The sequence below is a fragment of the Streptomyces sp. NPDC046759 genome, from assembly GCF_040645475.1.
Lineage (GTDB): Bacteria > Actinomycetota > Actinomycetes > Streptomycetales > Streptomycetaceae > Streptomyces.
In genome coordinates this window covers 247,644-267,602 of sequence record NZ_JBEYYJ010000001.1, presented here as the reverse complement: position 1 = coordinate 267,602, position 19,959 = coordinate 247,644, and the positions used below count along the sequence as shown (strand labels likewise).

Genomic DNA, 19,959 nt, shown 5'->3' with positions numbered 1-19,959 from the left:
CTTCCGCCGCCCCGTGGCGGGGAAGGCCGCCGGGTCGCAGCGACGGTGCCCGCCCGTCGCCCGGAGCCACAGCGTGGACGCCCCCTTGACGCCGCCGCCGGTCGGATCGACACTCCGGAGTGGGAATCCTAGTGAACGGATAGGGAATCATGAGGCGCCTGGAAGCGGTCACCGGCCCAGCGGGCCGTACGCCGTTCCGCGCCCCCCTGCTCACCTCCCGCCGGCACATCGACCTGCTGCGCGTCTGCAGCGCGATCAGCCGCTGCCGCTGAGTCGAGGGCCCTTGCCCCACCGCCGACGCCGCCCACCGGCGCGCACCTGCGCGCGCCCACCACCCGGGGAGACGCATGTCCATCACTCCGCTCGCCGCCGTCCCGTCCCTCGACCGTGCCACCCCCGCCTTCCGGGGCCGCATCGGCCGGGATCCCCGCAGCGGCCACTACGCCGTGCCCCACCGCTACCGGCTCCAGCTGTCGACCGCCTGCCCCGACGGGCTGCGCCTGGCCGTCGGGCACAGCCTCCTCGGCCTGGGCGCCTGCTGTCCGGTCACCTTCCTGCCCGCCGTACCGGACCGTCCCGACGGCGGTCACTCCGCGCTGCGCCCGCTGTACGAGGCGAGCGCCCACCACTACACCGGCCCGGCCCTCGCGCCCGTCCTCAGCGACGACTGGTCCGGACGCATCGTCAGCACCCATGCCCGCGACATCCTGCGTGACCTCGACCGCTTCCCGCGCGAGGGCGGTGCCGCCCTGTATCCGTGCGGCCTCGAGTCCGTGATCGAGGCCGTCGAGCGCATGTGCGCCGAGGGGATCGAGGAGGCCGCTCAGCAGGCCGGGCGGGCCGGCGCCGGGCCGGCCGAGCGGGCCGCGGCGCTCGACGTGCTCCTGGACACCCTGAGCAGGGTCGACAGCCGGCTGACCGGAGAGGAGTATCTGGTCGACGACCGGCTCACCGCCGCCGATGTCGAACTCTGGGTCGCCCTGGTGCAGTTGGACACGGTCCACCGCTGCCACCTGGACGCCTCCGCCGTGCACCGCATCGTCGGCCACCGGGCCCTGTGGGCCTACGCCCGTCGTCTGGCCGCCCACCCCGCGTTCGGCCGCCACCTCGACCTGGACGGCATCTCCCGCCGCCACCACGGCCGTTGTCACGGCCTGGAGGCGGCCGGAGCCGCCGTCCAGATCCTGGACTGGGCGAGTCACGCCGTGGATCCCGGCGACGCCTCTCGCAGGTGAGAGCGGCAACGGTCCGCGGCCGCGGGAACAACCGAGGGTCGCCGCGCATTGTGGGTCATGACCGGGCCGTCACGTCGGGCGAGAGCGGATGAACTGGGTGCAGTCGTTGGTCTTGCCGCCTGTGACGGTGAAGGCGACGGGCCTTGCGGCCGGGAGGAACGTCAGCGGCGACAGAGTGGCACGCGTACTGCCGCCGCACGCCCCGCATCCGGCAGAACCCAGAGCCCCTCGCCCGCGATCTGATGGACCGACCGGATCCCGTCACGGCCGTCCCCTCAAGGCACCGGTGTGGCCGCGGTCGTCACCTCCCCCGAGGGTGACGACCGCGACCGCTCCCCCCACACGGGGCAGCTCGCCTCGGCGGCGTCCAGCGCACGCAGGACGCTGGTGTACGTCGTTATGCGGGTCCAGAAGTTCGGCGGGCCCGCAGGCTCGGCGTACACGGCCTCGTCGTCCCAGTGCAGCCCGGCGTACGGGCTCTGGCTCGTGCACCATGCCGAGCGCGTGCCCGATCTCGTGCAGGACGGTCCGGCGCTCCCCGGGCCCGGTCACGTCCCGGCCCAGGTTCATGGTGCGTTCGCTCCGGCCCACCGCCGACGCGTCCCGGCCGATCGCCGACCAGGAACCCCCGCCGGTCTGGAACCCGATCCGCAGCTCCGCCTCCCGCGGGTCGTGCGACTCGGTGAACGTGAGGCCGATGCCGAGGTGCTGCCACTCGCGGAAGCAGTCGCGCACCACCTCCCGCTGCTCCTCGCCGCCCGCCCAGGGCACCCGGCGCAGCTCACCGGTGCCGGGGACCGGGATCACGGAGGACCCCGCGCCGTCGTCGAAGAAGGAGTGGTGCAGCACCGTGCCGTTGACCCACATCCGCCGCCCGGCGAGCAGCGCGCCCTGCCGCTCGGCGGTCAGCCCCGGGGCGAAGCACGGGGCCGGCTGCCGCGGGAGCGAGCACAGGCGTCGGGTCATGCGGCCAGCGTGCCGCCCGCCGGCGCCGGGCGCCTGAGTCGGGGGCTACTCAAGTCGCCCTGTATCAAACCTGGGTACCCGCGCTCTGCATGAGGTGAGGACTCACGAGCAGGACGCGAAGACGCTCCGGCCGTCCTGGCCGTTCACCGGCCGGGAGGACGAACTGGAACTGGTGCGCGCGGCTTCGGCGGCCGGCCGGCCCGGCGTCGTGGTGACCGGACCGGCCGGTCACGGCAAGACCCGGCTGCTCGCGGAGGCGGTCCGGGGCACCGAGCACGCCCGGGTGACCGGCACGCCTCAGGCCCGGGGGCTGCCCTTCGCGGCGTTCGCGCACCTGCTGCCGGACACCGTCTCACTGCACCGCGCCGTGCGGACCCTGTCCGGCGTACGGCTCCTCGTCGTGGACGACGCCCATCTGCTGGACGAGGCGTCCGCCGCCCTCCTCCACCAGCTGGCCGCGCACGGCCGCACCCGGCTGGTCGTGACGGCGGTGGACGGCGAGACCGCGCCCGGAGCGGTGTCCCGGCTGTGGACCGGGGACCTGCTGCCCCGGCTGGCCCTCGAACCGCTGCACCGCGAGGACGTCGCCCGGTTGCTCGCCCCGGCCGGACTGGAACCGCTGACCGTGCGCCGCCTGCACCACGTGTGCCGGGGCGATCTGCGGCTGCTGCGCGACCTGGTCGCCGCCCTCGGTCCGGCCGGCCGGCTGGTTCCCGTACCCGGTACGGACCAGCGGGCCTGGCGGGGCGCACTGCCGCTCACGCCGGCCGTGCGCGAGTGCCTCGCCCCGGTGCTGGAAAGGTCTGGACCCGGCGAGCGGGAGGTGCTCGAGCGCCTCGCGTTCGCCGAGCCGCTGCCGTTGCCGCTGGACGACTTCGATCTGGACGTCCTGGAGCGGCTGGAGACGGACGGGCTGATCCACCTCGACGACCGGGCCGGCTCTGTCGCCCTCGCCCACCCGCTGCACGGACCGGCCCTGCGCGCCACGGCAGGGCGGCTGCGGGCCCGCCGGCTCGCGGGTGCCCCCGTGGACCACGGCTCCGCTCTGGCGGCCGAGGAGCGGGCACTGAGGCGGCGGATCGGGCAGCTGGACGTGCGGCCGGTGGCGACGCCCGTGGGGGAGTGGCTGGTCGCCCAGGGCGCGGTGCTGCCTGCCGGGTACGCCGCCGTCCGCGCCCGCTTCGCGCGGCTGCGCGGTGAGGTGCGGGACGCCGCCGCCTGGGCCCGGGAGGGGTTGCGGGGCGTGCCGGAGCACGCCGGATGCCGGGCGGAACTCGTGCTTGCCGAAGGTGAGTCGGGGGAGCAGTCCCTCGGCGACGACGTGTACTCGCGCTACGACGCCGTACGCCTCGGAGCTCCCGGGCGCGTCGCCGGGCGGCTGCCCGCGGGCAGTGTGTTCGCGCGGCACGCCGACGCGCTGGCACGCGGGGACGCGGACGGCCTGGACGGGGCCGCCGAGGCCCTTCAGGAGCGCGGCTTCGTGCTGTTCGCCGCGGAGGCGCGCGCCCAGGCCGTGCGGGCGCACCGGGATCCACGTGCCGCGCGGGTGTCCCGCACCCGGGCGGTGGCGCTCGCGCGGCGCTGCCAGGGGGCGCGGACACCCGCCCTGGCCGGGCTGGTCCTCAGCGAACTGACGGCCCGGCAGCGGCAGGTCGTCACGCTCGCGGCGGCGGGGCTCAGCAATCGGGAGATCGCCGAGCGGTTGACCCTGTCCGTACGGACGGTGGGCAATCACCTGTACAGCGCCTACACACGGCTCGGGACGGGGGACCGGGGGGCGTTGCCGTGGCTGTGCGAGTCCGCGTAGGAACCTCACGCCGCCCCGAACGCCGCGAACGCCCAGCCCGTCGCCTGGTGGACCGGGTCGCCGGGCAGGGTGGCCCGGGCGTCGCGCAGGGCCTCGGCCAGCGACATGCCGGTGTCGAGGCCCTTGTGGAGGGCCAGCATGAGGGGCACCACCGCAGCGTCGTTGACCGGCGCACTGCTGGCCACCACCCCGGCCGTCCCCAGCGGCAGCAACGCGGTGACCAGGCCGAGGAGTTCGTCGGCGCCGACGGAGGCGAGGCGCGCAGTGTCACAGCTGGAGAGGATGATCCGGTACGGGCTGCGGGCGAGCCGCTCGAAATCGTGCACGATCAGCGGGCCGTCGGCCATCCGGAGGGCCGAGAACAGCGGACTGTCCGCCCGGAACGTACCGTGGGCCGCGAGGTGCGCGAGCGCCGCGCCGTCGAGGTGGTCCAAGACGCATGGGACCCGGGCGTCTTCGCCCTCCAGGACCGTCGCCGTGCCGTGGCGGCCGGCCAGTTCCGGCACTTCCGCCCCGCCGGTCGCGAGGCCGGGCCCGCGCACCAGCACATGCCGGCCGCCCGGTGGCGGCTCGGTCTCCCGGGCGCGCAGCCAGCTGCCCGCCGACGGTGACACGCTGAGCACCCGCTCGCGCAGCGCGGGCAGCAGCGCCCACGGCACCCGGTGCAGCGCCCCCGGCGGCACGACCACCACCGGGCCCGGACCGAGGTGTGCCGCCGCCTCGCCCAGCAGCAGCTCCTGCAACCGCAGGCCGGCGGCCTCCACCAGCGGCAGCCGGGCCTCGGCGCCGGGGTGGGCCAGCCGGCGCAGCCCCGCCTGGACGAATGCGGCCTCGGTCACCGCCTCGGCCGACGGCCCGCCGGTGAACCGCCGTACCCGGCCCTGCCCGCACAGCAGGACGTGCACCCGCCCGCCGACCACGGCGAGCTCCACCAGCCACGCGTCGCCGAGCCGGTCCAGCAGCCGGCCCGCGTCGAAGCGGTCGCCCTCGTCGGGGGCGGAGCCGCGTATGTGGCGGGTGCGGGAGCGGATCTCCCGTTCCAGACGCCGCTGTTCGCGCTCCAGGGCAGGCACCGGGCGGCCCTCCATACGGGCCTCCTCGGCCCGGGCCGCGATCTCCCGGTAGGCGGTCAGGCCGCTCAGCAGCGCCGGGTCGGCGGGCGGCCGGGTGGGCGGCGCGGACAGCACGGTGGCGCGCCAGCGCTCGCTCCACTGCAGCAGCCGGCGCGGGGTGCCCTGGGAGAGGCTCACCTCCTGGGCCAGCGCGGCCAGTTCGGCGCCCTGCGCGGTCGCATGGGCCCGCAGCTCCGAGGCACCGAGGGTCATCCGGTGGTCGTCCAGCACGTCCAGGCCACGCCGGCAGGCCTCCAGCACGCCCCGCCCCGAGCCCGCCGCCCGCGCCCGGAGCGCCTGTGCCGCCCAGCCCGTCACCCGGGCCGGTGGCGGCCCGGCGTGCCGGCTGCGCGCGGCGACCGCCAAGTGCCGCTCCGCGTCGGGCGTCCAGCCCAGCGCGAGCGCGATCCGGCCGGCGAGCAGCGAGGCCTCCGGCGCGGCGGGCGAGCCGAAGGAGGCCAGCTTCTCGGCCACCGCCGCCGCGTCCGCGACCAGCCGCCCCGAGCGGACCCCGGCCGTCACCCGGGCCTCGATCAGCACCAGCCGTGCATGGGTCTCCCACCACATCCGGCGCTGCGCCGCGAACAGCCGTACGGCGACGGCGGCGCGGGCGATCGCGGTGTGCGGGTCCCCCGCCGAGCGGGCGGCCCGGGCTGCGGTCAGCAGCAGCTCGGCCTTGCGGGTGGACTGCCCGCCGATCCGTTCCAAGAGGGCGATCGTCGCGTCCGCCTCGGCGAGCGCCTCGGGCGCGAGTCCCGCCGCCATCAGCACTTCGCAGCGCCGCAGGGACAGCATGTACGTCGGCGTGCCGAGCTTGGCGTACCGCTCCTCGGCCTCGTCCAGCAGGCGCAGCGCCGCAGGGACGTCCCCGGACCGGAACGCGGCCAGGCCCCGGCTCTCCACCGCGTCGGCCTTGTCGTGCTCCTGGCCGGTGGTGTCCCACAGCCGTTCCGCCGCCGTGAAGTCCGCGATCGCCCGGTCCACCGCGCCGAGTGCCAGGTGGACGGTGGCCCGCAGGGTCAGCGCCCGCGCGGTCCAGATGTCGTCGGCGACCTGCCGCAGCACGGGCAGTGCCCGCCGTACGTCCTCCAGCGCCTCCCGGTGATGCCCCAGCACCCACCACACGTACGCCCGCCGGTACAGCACCCGGGCCCGGGTGTGTCCGCTGCCCCGGGCGACCCCGCGCTCGAAGGAAGTGAGTCCCTGTCGTGTGCGCCCCGCGTGCACCAGTGCGACCCCGAGCGTCGCGAGCACATCCGCCTCGCGGTCGGCCGACTCGGCGCGCGCGGCCAGGTCGCGGGCCCGGCGCAGATGCCGCAGGGCGATCCGCAGATCGCCGAAGTCCCGCTGCCAGATGCCGAGCACCTGGTGGGCGACGCTGGCGTGCAACGGCGTCGGAGCGGCCCCCAGCACCTGTTCCGCGCGTGCCCGGGCCTCGCCCGGATCGGCGAACACCAGGGGCAGCAGTTCGAGGACCGGCTCGCTTCCCGCTGTCACGTCTCGCATGGTAGTGGCCCGCTGTATCAGACGGTGGCCCCACGGCTCTCACTGTCGAACACCGTCTTCAGGGGGAGGACAGGTCATGGCACCACAGCGGTTCCACGAGCAGTTCGAGCACATCCAGCGCTCCATGCCGGGCACGGCCCTGGCCCTGGGCCCGGACCGGGACGCCCATTTCCTCTACGAGAAGGGAGTCGTCCTGGCCCGGGACGGCGAGGAGGCCCGCGTCGTCGAGGACGCCGTGCGCGCCCACTTCACCGCCACCCCCGGACTCGTCCCCGACCACGTCCGGCGGGACGGCCCGGAGACCAACCGCACCGGTGTCACCCGCATCCGCACCGGCGCCCCCGGCTCCGGCGACGACACCGTCCCGCACGCACTGCGCGCCCTGCGCGCGGCCGAGGCCCGCCGGGGACGCCGGCTGGTGGGCCGCAACCACGTGCTGCACATCGCCGTCAATGCCTGCCCGGGCGACGAGCCCGTGCCGGTCGCCCGCACGCAGCCCGCCAACCCGGGCGCATCGGCCGGGACTTACGACCCGGACGGCGCGGTCGGCGTCCTCGTGGTCGACACCGGCCTGATGCACGACCACCGCCTCTGCCCGCTGCTCGCCCACACCACGGGTGACGCCGAGGCGGCGGAGACCGACGGCGACGGGGTGCTCCGCCAGTACGCCGGTCACGGCACGTTCATCGCCGGGATCCTCGCGGCCGTGGCGCCCAGCACCCGGGTGACCGTCCGGGGCACCCTGAAAGACGCGGGCGCCGTCCTGGAGTCCGAGTTCGGTGCCCGCCTCTTCGCGGCGGTCGACGAGGGCGGCTGGCCCGACATCATCAGCCTGTCCGCGGGCACCCCCACCGAGGACGGGGACGGCCCGATCGGCCTGGAGGCGTTCATGCGCGAACTGCGCGCGCAGCGCACCGTGCTGGTGGCCGCCGCCGGCAACAACGCCAGTGACACGCCGTTCTGGCCGGCCGCCTACGCCGCCCTGCCCGAGTACGCGGACAGCGTGCTGTCGGTCGGCGCGCTGCGCGCGGACGGAGACGGTGAGGCCTGCTTCAGCAACCACGGCCCCTGGGTTCGGGTCTACGCCCCGGGCGAGCGTCTCACCAGCGCCCTCACCGGTTTCGACACGCCCGTGCCGTACGTCTACCAGCACTCCACCTACGACGCCTGCCGGTTCGGGTACGACTACCCCTGCACCTGCCGGCTCCCGCGCCACACCGGCGTGCTGAGCGAGGGCCGGGAGAACACCGGGGCCAAGCCGGACCAGGTGATGTTCGACGGCCTCGCGCAGTGGAGCGGCACCTCCTTCGCCACCCCGGTCGCCGCGGGTCTCGTCGCCGCCCACATGACGGCGCACCAGGTGCGCGACCCGCGCGCGGCCCTCGCCGGGTTGCTCGCGGACAGTGCGGACACCGCGGAGGTGCGCGGGGCGCACGTCCCGGCGCTCCGGCCGCCCACCTGGCGCCCCATGCCGGTCACCGTGCCCGCCGTACCCGCATGAGGTCCGGAACCCTCCACTCCACGGCGTACCATGACGTGCCGTACACGAGGGGTGGAGCCGTGGACCGGACACAGGTCGGCGCGCTCGTCCAGTCCGCCGTCGACGGGGACGCCGCGGCCTGGAAGGCGCTGGTGGAAGGAATGAGTCCGCTGGTGTGGTCGGTCGTGCGCGCACACCGGCTCTCCGACGCCGACGGACACGAGGTCTACCAGACCGTCTGGTTCCGCTTCGCCCAGCACCTGGGCCGCATCAGGGAACCCGACAAGACCGGTTCCTGGCTGGCCAGCACGGCCCGCCACGAGTGCCTGAAGGTGCTCAGGAACCTGACCCGGCTGACCCCGACGGACGACCCGCGGGTACTGGACCGGGCCAGCGAGGACCGGACACCGGAGGAGTCGCTGATCGATTCGGAGGACGCGGCGGACCGGGCCGAGCGGGTACGCCGCCTGTGGCAGGAGCTGGAGGGCATGGGGGAGCGCTGCCGGCAGCTGCTGCGCGTGCTGGTGGCCTCCCCACCGCCCAGCTACGGGGAGATCTCGGCCGCGCTCGGTATCGCGGTCGGCAGCATCGGACCCCTGCGCCAGCGCTGTCTGCGCCGGCTGCGGGCCCGGATGGATCCACGGGGTGCGGCGTGAACGACGACGAGAATCAGCTCCCGCGACAGGACCCGGACGCGGAGGAGACGGCGGACGCCCTGCTGGAGGAGGAACTGCGCCAGGCGGCCGCGGTCCTGGACCCGGTCCCGGAAGCGTTGCGTCAACTGGCGCTGGACGCCTACGCCCTGCACGACCTGGACGCGCGGATCGCCGAGCTGACCTTCGACTCGCTCATGGACGCGGTGCCGGTCAGGGGCGTGCCGGACGCACCGCGGATGCTGACGTTCCGGGCGGGCGAGGTCACGGTCGACGTCGAGGTCACCGAGGACGGGCTGACCGGCCAGGTGCTGCCGCCGCAGCCGGCGCGCATCGAGGTGCTGGGCGGCCCGCAGACCGTCCACCCCGTCGCCGTCGACACCCTCGGCCGGTTCACCAGCGACACACCACCGGCCGGCCCGTTCGCCCTCAGGCTGCGGGCCGGCGCGGAGGTGATGGTCACGGAGTGGCTGCGGGCCTGAACCCGGTCAGCACGTCATGCGGACCAGGTCACCGGCAGGGTCTGCGGTCCGCGGATCATCGTCCGGTGCCGCCACCGCACCTTCTCGGCCGGCACCGCGAGCCGCAGCCCGGGCAGCCGGTCCAGCAGGGTGTCCACCAGCAGCTCGGTCTGCAGCCGGGCCAGCAGCGTGCCGGTGCAGAAGTGCGGGCCGTTGCCGAACGCCACGTGCGGGTTCGGATCGCGGTCGGGGTCGATGCGGTCCGGGTCGGGGAAGACGGCCGGGTCGCGGTTGGCGGCCAGGTAGGAGACATAGACCGGCTCGCCCGCGGCGATCCGGTGGCCGGCGATCTCCACGTCCTCGCGCGCGATCCGGGCGAGCCCGACCGAACTGCGGTGCGGGATCCACCGGAACAGCTCGTCCAGCACCGGGCCCCGCGCCTCGGGACGCGCCCGCATCCGCTCCATCAGCTCGGGCCGCGTGAGCATCAGGTACAGCATCTGACCGCAGTTGTGCGTGACGGCCTCGCCGCCGATCTGCAACGGGCCGGCCAGCCCGACGGCCTCCTCCTCGCTGATCTCCCCGCGGGCCACGGCCCCGCCGAGCATCGAGTAGACGTCCTCGCCCGGGCTGTCGGCCCGCGCCCGGACGGTGTCGGTGATCCAGCCGTACAGGCAGTCCTTGGCGCGGCCGGCCGCCTCCACCCCGTTGGTGGAGATGATCTCCCGGGTCCAGGCGTGCACCTGCTGCCGGTCGGCGGCGGCCACGCCCATCACCTCGCTGACGACGGTGATCGGGAACGGCTCCAGCACCCGCTCCACCAGATCGGCCGGTGGCCCGTCCCGGACGACACCGTCCACCAGGTCGTCCAGGATCGCCTGCGCGCGGGGCCGCAGCCGCTTCATGGCGCTCACCGTGAAGGCAGCGGCGACCGGTCTGCGCAGCCGGTTGTGGTCGGGCTGGTCGGCCCAGGCGAGCGAGCCGGGCCGGGGCGCGAAGTTCGGCGCCATCCGCGTCACCTGACGGCGGGTGACCTCGGCGCGGCTGAACCGCGGGTCGTTGGTGATCAGTTTGACGTCGTCGTGGCGGGTCGCGAGCCATGCCCAGCCCTCGCCGAACGGCAGCCGGATCCGGGTCAGCGGACCCTCCCGCATGAGGCCGGCGAGGACCGGGTCGAAGTCCGTCCCGTCCAGGTCGGGGGTGGGCCAGTCCCGTACGGGCGGCGGGGCCTGGCCGGTGAGCGTGGTCTCCTCGGTCATGCGCACCACCCTGGTACGGGTGCCTCCGGCTGTCCTGCGGTGGTGCTCCGAGTGGTGGGACGGGGCGCCTGATGGGGTGCCGGAGCGCGGCGTCGGACGGCCGCGGCTCTGTGGTGGGCGGGCGCGCCGGTTCACCGCGCACCTTCGGGATTTCAGGCCCCGTCGACGAGGTCGGCCAGGGACGCTGCCAGCCGGCCCAGCCCGAGGCCCGCCGGGCCGCCCGGTTCGGTCATGTAGGTGTCCCGGCGGATCTCCACCATCAGGGCGCTGACCCGGGCCTCGCGGCCGTAGAACTCCAGCGGCACGTACGTCCCGGCGAAGGGGCTGTCCAGCCCTGTTCCCCCGCACACCGCGAACGCCTTGCGGGCCGCGCGGGTCAGCCCCGGCGGGGTGTGGAAGGCGTCCGTGCCCAGGCACACCGGCGGACGCGGTCCACCGCCGTGCAGTTCGTAGGGCAGCGGCTCGGTGGGATAGGAGTGCACGTCGATCACCACGGCCCGCCCGGTCGCCGCCAGCCGGTCCGCGACCGCCTCGGTGACGGCCCGCGCGTACGGCCGGAAGTACCGCGCCAGCAGCGGCTCCGGGTCGGTGTCCGCCGGCCGCAGCTCGCCCCGGTGCGTGGTGCTCGTGTAGACGGCGCCCATGCCGACGGCCGTCATCTCCTCGCGCTCGTCCGGGAACCGCTCCGGATCGACGACCAGCCGGGACAGCCGGTTCACGAACCGCCAGGGCGGGACGGCGGCCAGAGAGGCGGCCAGCGCGGCGAGCTCGGCGGTGTGCGCGTCCGTGATGTGGTCGAGCTCCCGCTCCAGCGCCAGGTCGTCCAGCACGATCCCGCGGCGCACGTCCGCGGGGACCGCCCGCGCCGCATGCGGCACGTGCAGCAGCACGGGCGACTCGGGGGCACCGGGGAGAAGTTCGTACGAGGGACCGGACGGGCTCACGGGCTGCTCCAGGGGCGTGGTCATGGCTCCGCCCCGGCCGGAGGTCACCGGCCGGGGCGGCGTCAGCGGGCGGGCGTCAGCTCAGGGACGCCAGCACCTCGTTCCAGGTGGCCGACGGGCGCATGACCGCGTCCGCCTTGGCCTTGTCGACCTGGTAGTAGCCGCCGATGTCGGCCGGCTTGCCCTGGACCGCGACCAACTCCTCCACGATCTTCTGCTCGTTCGCGGCGAGCGTCTCGGCGAGCGGCGCGAACGCCTTCGCCAGATCGGTGTCGTCGGTCTGCCGGGCCAGCTCCTGCGCCCAGTACAGGGACAGGTAGAAGTGGCTGCCGCGGTTGTCGATGCCGCCGACGCGACGGGTCGGGGACTTGTCCTCGTTGAGGAAGGTCGCCGTGGCGCGGTCGAGGGTGTCGGCGAGGACCTTGGCGCGGGCGTTGCCGGTGGCCGTGGCGTACTGCTCGAAGGACGGGACCAGGGCGAAGAACTCACCGAGGGAGTCCCAGCGCAGGTAGTTCTCCTTGACCAGCTGCTGGACGTGCTTCGGCGCGGAGCCGCCGGCGCCCGTCTCGAACAGGCCGCCGCCCGCCATCAGCGGGACGACCGACAGCATCTTGGCGCTGGTGCCCAGCTCCAGGATGGGGAAGAGGTCGGTCAGGTAGTCCCGCAGCACGTTGCCGGTCACCGAGATGGTGTTCTCGCCGCGGCGGATGCGCTCCACCGACAGCTTGGCGGCCTCGACCGGGGACAGGACCCTGATGTCCAGGCCCTCGGTGTCGTGCTCCGGCAGGTACTGCTCGACCTTGGCGATCAGGTTGGCGTCGTGGGCGCGGTCCTCGTCCAGCCAGAAGACGGCGGGGTCGCCGGTGGCGCGGGCGCGGGTGACGGCCAGCTTGACCCAGTCGCGGATCGGGTCGTCCTTGGTCTGGCAGGCGCGGAAGATGTCGCCCTGCGCGACCGGCTGCTCGATCAGGACGGTGCCGGCCTGGTCGACCAGACGGACGGTGCCGGCGGCCGGGACCTCGAAGGTCTTGTCGTGGGAGCCGTACTCCTCGGCCTTCTGCGCCATCAGGCCGACGTTCGGCACCGAGCCCATGGTGGACGGGTCGTAGGCGCCGTTGGCCCGGCAGTCCTCGATGACGGCCTGGTAGACACCGGCGTAGGAGGAGTCGGGGATGACGGCGAGGGCGTCGTGCTCCTGGCCGTCCGGGCCCCACATGTGGCCGGAGGTGCGGATCATGGCCGGCATGGAGGCGTCCACGATGACGTCCGACGGGACGTGCAGGTTGGTGATGCCCTTGTCGGAGTCGACCATCGCCAGGGCGGGCCCCTCGGCGATCTCGGCGTCGAAGGAGGCCTTGATCTCGGCGCCCTCGGGCAGGTTCTCCAGGCCCTTGAGGATGCCGCCGAGGCCGTCGTTCGGGGTGAGGCCGGCGGCCTTGAGGGTCTCGCCGTACTTCGCGAACGTCTTCGGGAAGAACGCGCGCACCACATGACCGAAGATGATCGGGTCGGAGACCTTCATCATCGTGGCCTTCAGGTGCACGGAGAACAGGACGCCCTCCTCCTTGGCGCGCGCGACCTGCGCGGCGAGGAACTGCTCCAGCTGGGCGACGTGCATGACGGAGGCGTCGACGACCTCGTCCTTGAGGACCGGTACGGACTCCTTCAGGACGGTGGTGGTGCCGTCCTCGCCGACCAGCTCGATCTTCAGCGCGCCGTCCTCGGCGATGACGACCGACTTCTCGGTGGACCGGAAGTCGTTCTCGCCCATGGTCGCCACATTGGTCTTGGACTCGGCGGTCCAGGCGCCCATGCGGTGCGGGTGCGTCTTGGCGTAGTTCTTCACCGAGGCCGGGGCACGGCGGTCGGAGTTGCCCTCGCGCAGCACCGGGTTGACGGCGGAGCCCTTGACCTTGTCGTAACGGGCGCGGATCTCGCGCTCCTCGTCGGTCTTCGGGTCGTCCGGGTAGTCCGGCAGCGCGTAGCCCTTGCCCTGCAGCTCTGCGACGGCGGCCTTCAGCTGCGGGATGGACGCCGAGATGTTCGGCAGCTTGATGATGTTGGCCGCGGGGGTCTTGGCCAGCTCGCCCAGCTCGGACAGCGCGTCGGGGATGCGCTGGTCCTCGTTCAGGTACTCCGGGAAGACGGCGATGATGCGCCCGGCCAGCGAGATGTCCCGGGTGGTCACGGGCACACCGGCCTGCGAGGCGTACGCCTGGATCACCGGCAGGAACGAATGCGTCGCCAGGGCCGGGGCCTCGTCTGTGTAGGTGTAGATGATGGTCGAGTCAGTCACCGGGTGCTCCGCTCCACGTCTGCAACATTGCTCGACATCAAGATATCTCGTGACGAGGGTCCGCTCGACAGGGGTCCCGGCCGGAAAACGCGCCGCGCGGGTGCAACCGGAAGCCGTCTTCGGTGGTCATGACAAGCGATCACCCGCCGACCAAGGGTGATCGCCCACCGACCGGCGGCCGGACCGACCACCCGGCCGCCCGAGCAAAGGCGGACCATGAGATATCGCAGCAGAGTGACGGCCCCGGCGGCCGCCCTCATCGGTACGGCCACGGCGCTGACGGCCGGATCCCCGGCCCGGGCGGCCGGCACCGGCAGGCGTACGGGGGAGCCGGGCCCGGAGACCCTCGGCGACCCCGTCTTCCCGTCCCTCGGCAACGACGGCTACCACGTGTCGTCGTACCACCTCGAACTCGCCTACGACCCCACGACCAAGCAGGTGGACGCCACCGCCACCTTGCGCATCCGCACCACCGCGGCGCTGACCCGGTTCTCCCTCGACGCGCTCGGCCTGGACATACACACCGTGTCCGTCTGCGGCCGGGCGGCCGGCTGGGAGCAGGCGGACGAGAAGCTTCGGATCACCCCGCCCCGGCCGCTCGCGGCGGACACGGCGGCGACCGTCTGCGTCACCTAACTCCGCGGACCCGCGCCGCACCCTCCCGCACACCGCCTGGGTGCCCACCCCGGACGGCTTCGCGATCTGCCCGCAGCCGAACTCCGCGCACACCGTCTTCCCGTGCAACGACCACCCGTCGGACAAGGCGGCCTTCAGCTTCCGCCTCACCGCCCCGGCCGGGCTGCGCGCGGTCGCGAACGGCGTCCTCACCGGCACCGAGACGCTCGCGGACGGCCGTACGGCGTACTCGTACCGTTCGCTGTCGCCGATGGCGACCGAACTCGTCCAGATCACCGTCGGGGACTATGTGATCAAGGAGCGGCCGGGCCCGCACGGCCTGCCCCTGCGCGACGTCGTCCCGTCGGCCCGCGCCGCCGCCCTGGAACCGGCCCTCGCCCTCACCCCCGGCCTCGTGGACTGGCTGGAGCAGCGCCTCGGGGCCTTCCCGTTCGAGACGTACGGCCTGCTGCCGTGCAACTCCGACGCCCCGAACGCCTTCGACTTCACCGGCCTGGAGACCCAGACCCTCACCCTGTACAAGCCGAACTTCCTGCTCCAGCCGGAGAAGGCGATCGGCTCGCACATGATGCACGAGCTGGTCCACTCCTGGTTCGGCAACCTGGTCAGCCCCGCCACCTGGGCCGACCTGTGGCTGAACGAGGGCCACGCCGACTTCTACGGCCTGCTCTACCGCTACGAGCGCGGCTGGGCCGACTCCCTGGGCCTCACCACCATGGAGGCCCGCATGAAGGACACCTACGCCCGCGGCGACCAGTGGCGCCACGACTCCGGCCCGGTGGCCGCACCCGACGCCGCGAATCTCTTCGACAGCCAGCGCTACCTGGGTGGCGTCCTCGTCCTGTACGCCTTCCGGCAGCTGGTCGGCGAGGACGTCTTCCACGCCGTCGAGCGGGCCTTCCTGGACCGTTTCCGGGGTGCCTCGGCGACGACCGCCGACTACATCGCCGTCGCCTCGGAAATCTCCGGCCAGGACCAGTCCGGCTTCCTGAACGACTGGCTCTACGGCACGAAGACCCCGCGCATGCCGGGTCACCCCGACTGGACGGTGACCCCGGTCGCCTCGTCCCTCATGGCCCCGCACAGCAGGCGCGGCGGCCACTGGCACGAGAACTCCGCGACGCTCTGATCACCGCCGTCGGGCGGGGCCGTGCCCGGCCCCGCCCGTCATCTCCCGCTCGATCCAGCGGCAGATCACATCCACCACGTACACGTGCTCCGCGCGGCTCAGCTCCCGCCCCTTGGGAATGCCGTGCCACCGCTGCAGACAGCCCCGGCAGCAGGTGGCGGTCGCGTGCTGCGCGACGAAGACCGGGTGCCCGCGGTACGGCGTCTGCTTGCCGTCCTTGTACGGCTCGGCCGGCGCCAGCCGCTTGGCGATCAGGTCGTACGCGTGCCACCGGATCGTCGCCGGGCCCTTCAGCTCGGCGGTCGCCCGGTCCCGGCCGCGCAGGTGGAACCGCGCCCGGAACGGCTGGAGCGCGAGGGCGTCCAGGCGCCGGTCCAGGGAATCGGGTTCGGGCGAGGCGGTCATACCGGTCCGAGCATAGGCGCCGCCGCCGTGGCTCAGGCCAGGAGCTGGCTCTTCTGGCTCTGGAACTCCTCCTCCGTCAGGATCCCCTGCGCCTTGAGATCGGCCAGCTGCTTGAGCTGGTCGATCTTCGCGGTCATGTCGTCGGCGGTGCTCGGCGGTACGGCGGGAGCGGCCGGCGCCGCCTCCTGCGGCTGCGCGTACGGCTCCTCGTACTGGTGCTGCCGCTCGTAGTCCTGCTGTGCCCACCGGCCGGCCTGCCGCCGTGAGACGCGGTTGGACACGGCGGTGGCGGTTCCGGCGACGACGGCCGTGCGCGCGACGCCGCGAAGCAGTCCGGGCATGTTCGGTCATCTCCCCTGGGTCGATGCGGTGCCGTGGCCGTGAACGCGTGTGCCCGTTCACGGACCGGCGTGGGGCCGGGGGCGGGACGCCCCGGGTCAGGCAGCCGCGGAGCCGCCGGGCGGCACCGTCTCCTCCGTGGCGTCCAGCGCCGCCAGCAGAGCCTGCACCGGTATGCGGCCGCTCGCGACGAGCTGGGCCCCGCTGCGCCTGAGCGCGCCGGCCAGGGGGGCGGCCCACAGGTTCTCGTACACCAGCACCGCGGCCGAGTTGCCCGGCTCCAGGGCATTGGCCGCCTCTTCGAGATCGCTCTGGTCCAGCACGCCGGCCGAGGCGCCCTCGAAGACCGTCAGGTCGGTCTCCTCGCCGAGGTCCTTCAGTTCCAGCCCCACGACCGAGCCGTCGGTCTCCTTGCGGACGAAGGCGAGGTCGATGATCCGCACGATTCCGCGCTCGACGAGATCGACCAGCAAGGGGAACGCCTGACCCGTCATACGGTTGCCGGGGAACTCGATGACCAGGTAGTCGACCGGCCCCATGTCTTCGACATCGTCCATGATTTCTCCTCACGAGACGCATGCGAGTCGGCACCCCCCGCCCGCCCGTCCACCTCCCCGGCGAGGCCTCACGGCCGACGATCGTCAACCCCCGCAGCCCCTCCAGTCCACCACGCGGCGCGCGGGCCCGCATATGCAGTGGAGCGGGCACCTGGGCGCCGCCGGCCGGCTCCCGGGGTGCCCGCGACCGCGGGGCGCCCCACCCTGGACGCAGAGAGAGGAGCGATGTCATGCCGACCTGCGGGGCGCCGTCGACGCGCGGGCGCCGGGTGTGCCCGCGACGTGTCCGTCCGGGATCCTGAATGGATCCGGCAGGGCGCGCCAGCAGGCTGATCGGCAGGGCGAAAGCCGCGCATGAGCGGGCGGAGCGCCGCTTGCCGGTGCTCACGCATTTCGCGGACCGCATCGTCTCCGTGAACGTCTTCGATTCCGGCACCCGGCTCGCGGCGCAGTGCTTCCTGACCGCGGTGCCGTTGCTGTTCGTCTTCGCGGCCTATGCCCCGCCAGCGGTGCGCCATCAGCTGATCGATTCCGTGACGACGGTGTTCGGGCTGACGGGACCGGCGCGTTCGGAGCTGGAGCAGGTGTTCCGGCCGACGTCCGGCGAACTGCAGCAGACCACCGGTGTGGTGGGCGGCCTGATGGTGCTGCTGTCGGCCACCGCGGTCAGCAGGGCGCTGCAGCGCCTGTGCAGACGCGCCTGGGAGATCCCGAGGTCGGGCACCCGGATCGCGCCCTGGCGGTGGCTGGCCTGGCTGGTCCTGTGGCTTGCCGCCCTGCTGCTCCAGGGCCCGTTGCACCAGGGTTTCGGGGCGGGTGCCTGGCTGGGCGTCCCCCTGGTGTTCGTCAGCGAGGTGGTCCTGTGGTGGTGGACCCAGCATCTGCTGCTCGGCGGCAGGGTCGGCTGGAAGCCGCTGCTGCCGGGCGCCCTGGTGACGGCGGTCGTCCTCACCGCGCTGGCGGTGACCGCGCGTCTGTACATGCCGCGGGCCCTCAACAACGCGCTCGCCGACTACGGCCCCGTCGGGTCCGTGTTCGTGCTGCTGTCCTGGCTGATCGTGGTGTGCGTCGCGGCGTCCGTCAGCGTCAGCGCGGGCGCCGTGCTGGCGCAGGAACCCTTCCTCGCGCGCCGGCTCGGCAGCCCTCCTCCGCTGCGCGACCGACTCGCGCAGGACCGGTGAGCACCGGTGAGCCCCCGCGGAAGGAGTAGCGCCCTCGCCCGTCCGGGCCATCCAGCGCGCGCGGAGCCCGCGGTCCTGACGGAATGGGTGTGTCCAGACAGCCACCGCGCCGGAGGCCCCCTTGACCGAGCCACCCGACTGGCAACCACCGAACCCGGCCTCGCACGGGCCCGGGCGGGACTTGTCTGTGCCGGGCGCGGTCGTGGACGGGTCCGGGCGGGGGTTCTCTGCGTCGGATGCGGGGGCGGGCGGGGCTGGTCGGGGGTTCTCTGCTTCCGATGCGGGCGCGGACCGGTCCGGTCGGGAGTCCTCTGCGTCGGACGCGGGCGCGGACCAAACCGCTCCAGAGCCCCCATCGACCGGGCCGGGCGCGGACGGAGCCGGCCGGGAGTCCTCTGCGTCGGATGCGGGCGCGGACCGGCCCGGCTCAGAGACCCCCTCGGCCGGACAGGACTCGGACCGGTCCGGCCGGCGGCCTTCCGCGTCGGATGAGGGCGCGCGCCGGTCGGGCGAGGGTCCGGTCGATGCGGCCGGTCAGCCGCCCGGTGCCGGTGGCGGGCGTCCGGCGCCGCCCGGCGGCCGGGCCCCGGGTGGGTCCGCGGGGCGTATCGCCCGCACCATCGCCTCGGCCGTGCTCATCGTGCTGACCTGCATCCTCGTTCCCGTCGCGCTCCTGGCCACCTGGGTGCACGACATCGCGCTCGACACCGACCGCTATGTGGCAACGGTCGCGCCGCTGGCCACCGACCCCGCCGTCCAGGACGCGGCGGTCCACCGGATCACCGAGGCCGTGGGCGCCCACGTGAACGGCAAGGAGGTGGCCGGGGACATCGCCTCCTGGCTGCAGTCCCAGGGTCTGCCCCCGGTCGCCGCCGACGGGATCAGCCGGCTCGGACCGCAGATCGACTCCGCCGTGGACCAGGCCGTCACCAGGATCGCCACCCGCGTCGTCAGGAGCGACGCCTTCGCGACGGTGTGGCGCGGCGCCAACCGTGCCGCGCACAATGCCGTCGTCCACGCCCTGACCGGCAAGGGACGCGGTGCGGTCGGGGTCAGCGACGGCACGGTCACCCTGGACGTGGGCAAGGCCGTCGACCGGGTCAAGCAGGAGCTGGTCGACGCCGGCCTGAAACCCGCGAGCAGGATCCCGCAGGTGAACAAGCAGCTGGTGCTGTTCCACTCCGACCAGCTCGCCAAGTTCCGCAAGGGCGCCCGCCTCCTCGACGTCGTCGGGAACTGGTTCCCGGTGCTCGTCGTCCTCCTCGGCGCCGCCGGGGTGTTCCTGGCGCACCACCGGCGCCGGGCCCTCGCGCGCACCGCGCTGGGCGCCGCCTTCGCCTGCCTGGTCGTGGCCATCGGCCTGATCGTCGCCCGCGGCTACTACCTCGACCACCTGCCGCCGCAGGTGCAGTCCAAGGCCGCCGCCGGGGCCGTCTTCGACACCCTGCTCCGCTTCCTGCGGGTCAGCCTGCGCACGGCCGTCGTCCTCGGTGTGGTGATCGCGCTCGGAGCGTATTTCGTCGGACCGGGACGGCTGCCCGTGGCCGTCCGCGGCTACTCCGACCACACGGCGGACTCTGCGGCGCGCTGGGCGGCCGCCCACCGGATCAGCGCCGGGCGCGCCGGTGCGTGGGCGCTGGCCTATCGCCGGGCCGTCATGCTCTTCGTCCTGCTGGTCATCGCGCTCGTCTTCGCGCTCTGGAACCACCCGACGGTGCTCACCGTGCTGCTGCTGGTCCTCGTGCTGCTCGCCGTCCTGGCGGTGCTCGCCCTGCTGGCGGCGGCCGGTCGCGTGCAGCTCGGCGCGGCACGCGGAGCGCCCGTCCGGCGCCCGGACGAGCGCTGAACGCGGCATCCGGGCGGCCGGCCGACGGACCGCTCCCCGCACGCACGGCCCCTGCCGGCCCCGGACCGGCCCGAAGCGCGCCGCGGCCGGAACACTGGGATCCTGAGCGAGTGGAGTCTGCTCCCCAAGCCCGATGACAGGGGGGTG

Annotated in this window: 15 protein-coding genes and 2 pseudogenes; 9 read left to right on the top strand and 8 right to left on the bottom strand. The window is 73.9% G+C overall.

Translation table 11 applies throughout. From position 1 onward, the window contains the following. Window positions 1-149 precede the first annotated feature (149 nt). The gene (locus tag ABZ919_RS01195) at window positions 150-272 is read left to right on the top strand and encodes a putative leader peptide (protein WP_361240891.1); all 123 of its coding nucleotides are present in this window, start codon (window positions 150-152) and stop codon (window positions 270-272) included. Window positions 273-347: 75 nt separating this feature from the next. Further along, window positions 348-1,235, top strand: a complete 888-nt coding sequence (locus tag ABZ919_RS01190) for a glutathione S-transferase C-terminal domain-containing protein (RefSeq protein WP_361240889.1) — start codon at window positions 348-350, stop codon at window positions 1,233-1,235. Window positions 1,236-1,600: 365 nt separating this feature from the next. Here ABZ919_RS01190 and ABZ919_RS01185 read toward each other — a convergent pair. Then, window positions 1,601-2,201, bottom strand: a pseudogene (locus tag ABZ919_RS01185) (M12 family metallopeptidase); the annotation flags it as partial. Window positions 2,202-2,295: 94 nt separating this feature from the next. On the opposite strand from ABZ919_RS01185, the gene ABZ919_RS01180 reads away from it, so the two are divergent. Next, entirely contained in the window at window positions 2,296-4,008 is a 1,713-nt protein-coding gene (locus ABZ919_RS01180) for a LuxR C-terminal-related transcriptional regulator (protein ID WP_361240886.1), read from the top strand. 5 nt (window positions 4,009-4,013) lie between these two features. On the opposite strand, the gene ABZ919_RS01175 is transcribed toward ABZ919_RS01180, so the two are convergent. Next, a complete protein-coding gene (locus ABZ919_RS01175) occupies window positions 4,014-6,626 on the bottom strand; it encodes a CHAT domain-containing protein (RefSeq protein ID WP_361240883.1) in 2,613 nt (870 codons plus the stop codon). A 76-nt stretch (window positions 6,627-6,702) separates the two neighbouring features. Here ABZ919_RS01175 and ABZ919_RS01170 point away from each other — a divergent pair, with 76 nt between their 5' ends. Genes ABZ919_RS01170 through ABZ919_RS01160 form a run of 3 tightly spaced genes read left to right on the top strand, consistent with a single transcriptional unit; the run spans window position 6,703 to window position 9,241 of the window. Further along, complete coding sequence (locus ABZ919_RS01170) at window positions 6,703-8,127, top strand: S8/S53 family peptidase (RefSeq protein WP_361240880.1); 1,425 nt, start codon at window positions 6,703-6,705, stop codon at window positions 8,125-8,127. Beyond that, window positions 8,124-8,762, top strand: a complete 639-nt coding sequence (locus ABZ919_RS01165; RefSeq protein WP_361240877.1) for a sigma-70 family RNA polymerase sigma factor — start codon at window positions 8,124-8,126, stop codon at window positions 8,760-8,762. Before ABZ919_RS01170 ends, ABZ919_RS01165 begins: the two co-directional genes overlap by 4 nt. Before the next feature lie 59 nt (window positions 8,763-8,821). Then, window positions 8,822-9,241 carry a hypothetical protein gene (locus ABZ919_RS01160; protein ID WP_361241781.1) on the top strand — a complete coding sequence of 140 codons (420 nt, stop codon included), beginning with the start codon at window positions 8,822-8,824 and terminating at the stop codon, window positions 9,239-9,241. A gap of 14 nt (window positions 9,242-9,255) precedes the next feature. On the opposite strand, the gene ABZ919_RS01155 is transcribed toward ABZ919_RS01160, so the two are convergent. The 3 genes from ABZ919_RS01155 to ABZ919_RS01145 form a co-directional block, all read right to left on the bottom strand. Then, window positions 9,256-10,479, bottom strand: a complete 1,224-nt coding sequence (locus tag ABZ919_RS01155) for a cytochrome P450 (RefSeq protein WP_361240874.1) — start codon at window positions 10,477-10,479, stop codon at window positions 9,256-9,258. Between the two features lie 152 nt (window positions 10,480-10,631). After that, window positions 10,632-11,423 (bottom strand): N-formylglutamate amidohydrolase, encoded by a 792-nt coding sequence (locus tag ABZ919_RS01150; protein ID WP_361241778.1) that lies wholly within the window; start codon window positions 11,421-11,423, stop codon window positions 10,632-10,634. A 76-nt stretch (window positions 11,424-11,499) separates the two neighbouring features. Further along, entirely contained in the window at window positions 11,500-13,719 is a 2,220-nt protein-coding gene (locus ABZ919_RS01145; RefSeq protein ID WP_361240871.1) for an NADP-dependent isocitrate dehydrogenase, read from the bottom strand. 216 nt (window positions 13,720-13,935) lie between these two features. Here ABZ919_RS01145 and ABZ919_RS01140 point away from each other — a divergent pair. Continuing rightward, a pseudogene (locus ABZ919_RS01140) lies at window positions 13,936-15,484 on the top strand (M1 family metallopeptidase). Here ABZ919_RS01140 and ABZ919_RS01135 read toward each other — a convergent pair. From ABZ919_RS01135 to ABZ919_RS01125, 3 genes are all read right to left on the bottom strand, one after another. Next, window positions 15,485-15,889, bottom strand: a complete 405-nt coding sequence (locus ABZ919_RS01135; RefSeq protein ID WP_361240868.1) for a DUF4186 domain-containing protein — start codon at window positions 15,887-15,889, stop codon at window positions 15,485-15,487. Between the two features lie 32 nt (window positions 15,890-15,921). Then, the gene (locus ABZ919_RS01130) at window positions 15,922-16,230 is read right to left on the bottom strand and encodes an SHOCT domain-containing protein (protein WP_361240865.1); all 309 of its coding nucleotides are present in this window, start codon (window positions 16,228-16,230) and stop codon (window positions 15,922-15,924) included. Between the two features lie 96 nt (window positions 16,231-16,326). Further along, the gene (locus ABZ919_RS01125; protein WP_361241775.1) at window positions 16,327-16,767 is read right to left on the bottom strand and encodes a DUF6325 family protein; all 441 of its coding nucleotides are present in this window, start codon (window positions 16,765-16,767) and stop codon (window positions 16,327-16,329) included. 398 nt (window positions 16,768-17,165) lie between these two features. Between ABZ919_RS01125 and ABZ919_RS01120 the strand changes: the two genes are divergently transcribed. Both ABZ919_RS01120 and ABZ919_RS01115 read left to right on the top strand, forming a co-directional pair. After that, window positions 17,166-17,966 carry a YhjD/YihY/BrkB family envelope integrity protein gene (locus ABZ919_RS01120; protein ID WP_361240862.1) on the top strand — a complete coding sequence of 267 codons (801 nt, stop codon included), beginning with the start codon at window positions 17,166-17,168 and terminating at the stop codon, window positions 17,964-17,966. 631 nt (window positions 17,967-18,597) lie between these two features. Continuing rightward, window positions 18,598-19,812 carry a hypothetical protein gene (locus ABZ919_RS01115; RefSeq protein WP_361240859.1) on the top strand — a complete coding sequence of 405 codons (1,215 nt, stop codon included), beginning with the start codon at window positions 18,598-18,600 and terminating at the stop codon, window positions 19,810-19,812. Window positions 19,813-19,959 lie beyond the last annotated feature (147 nt).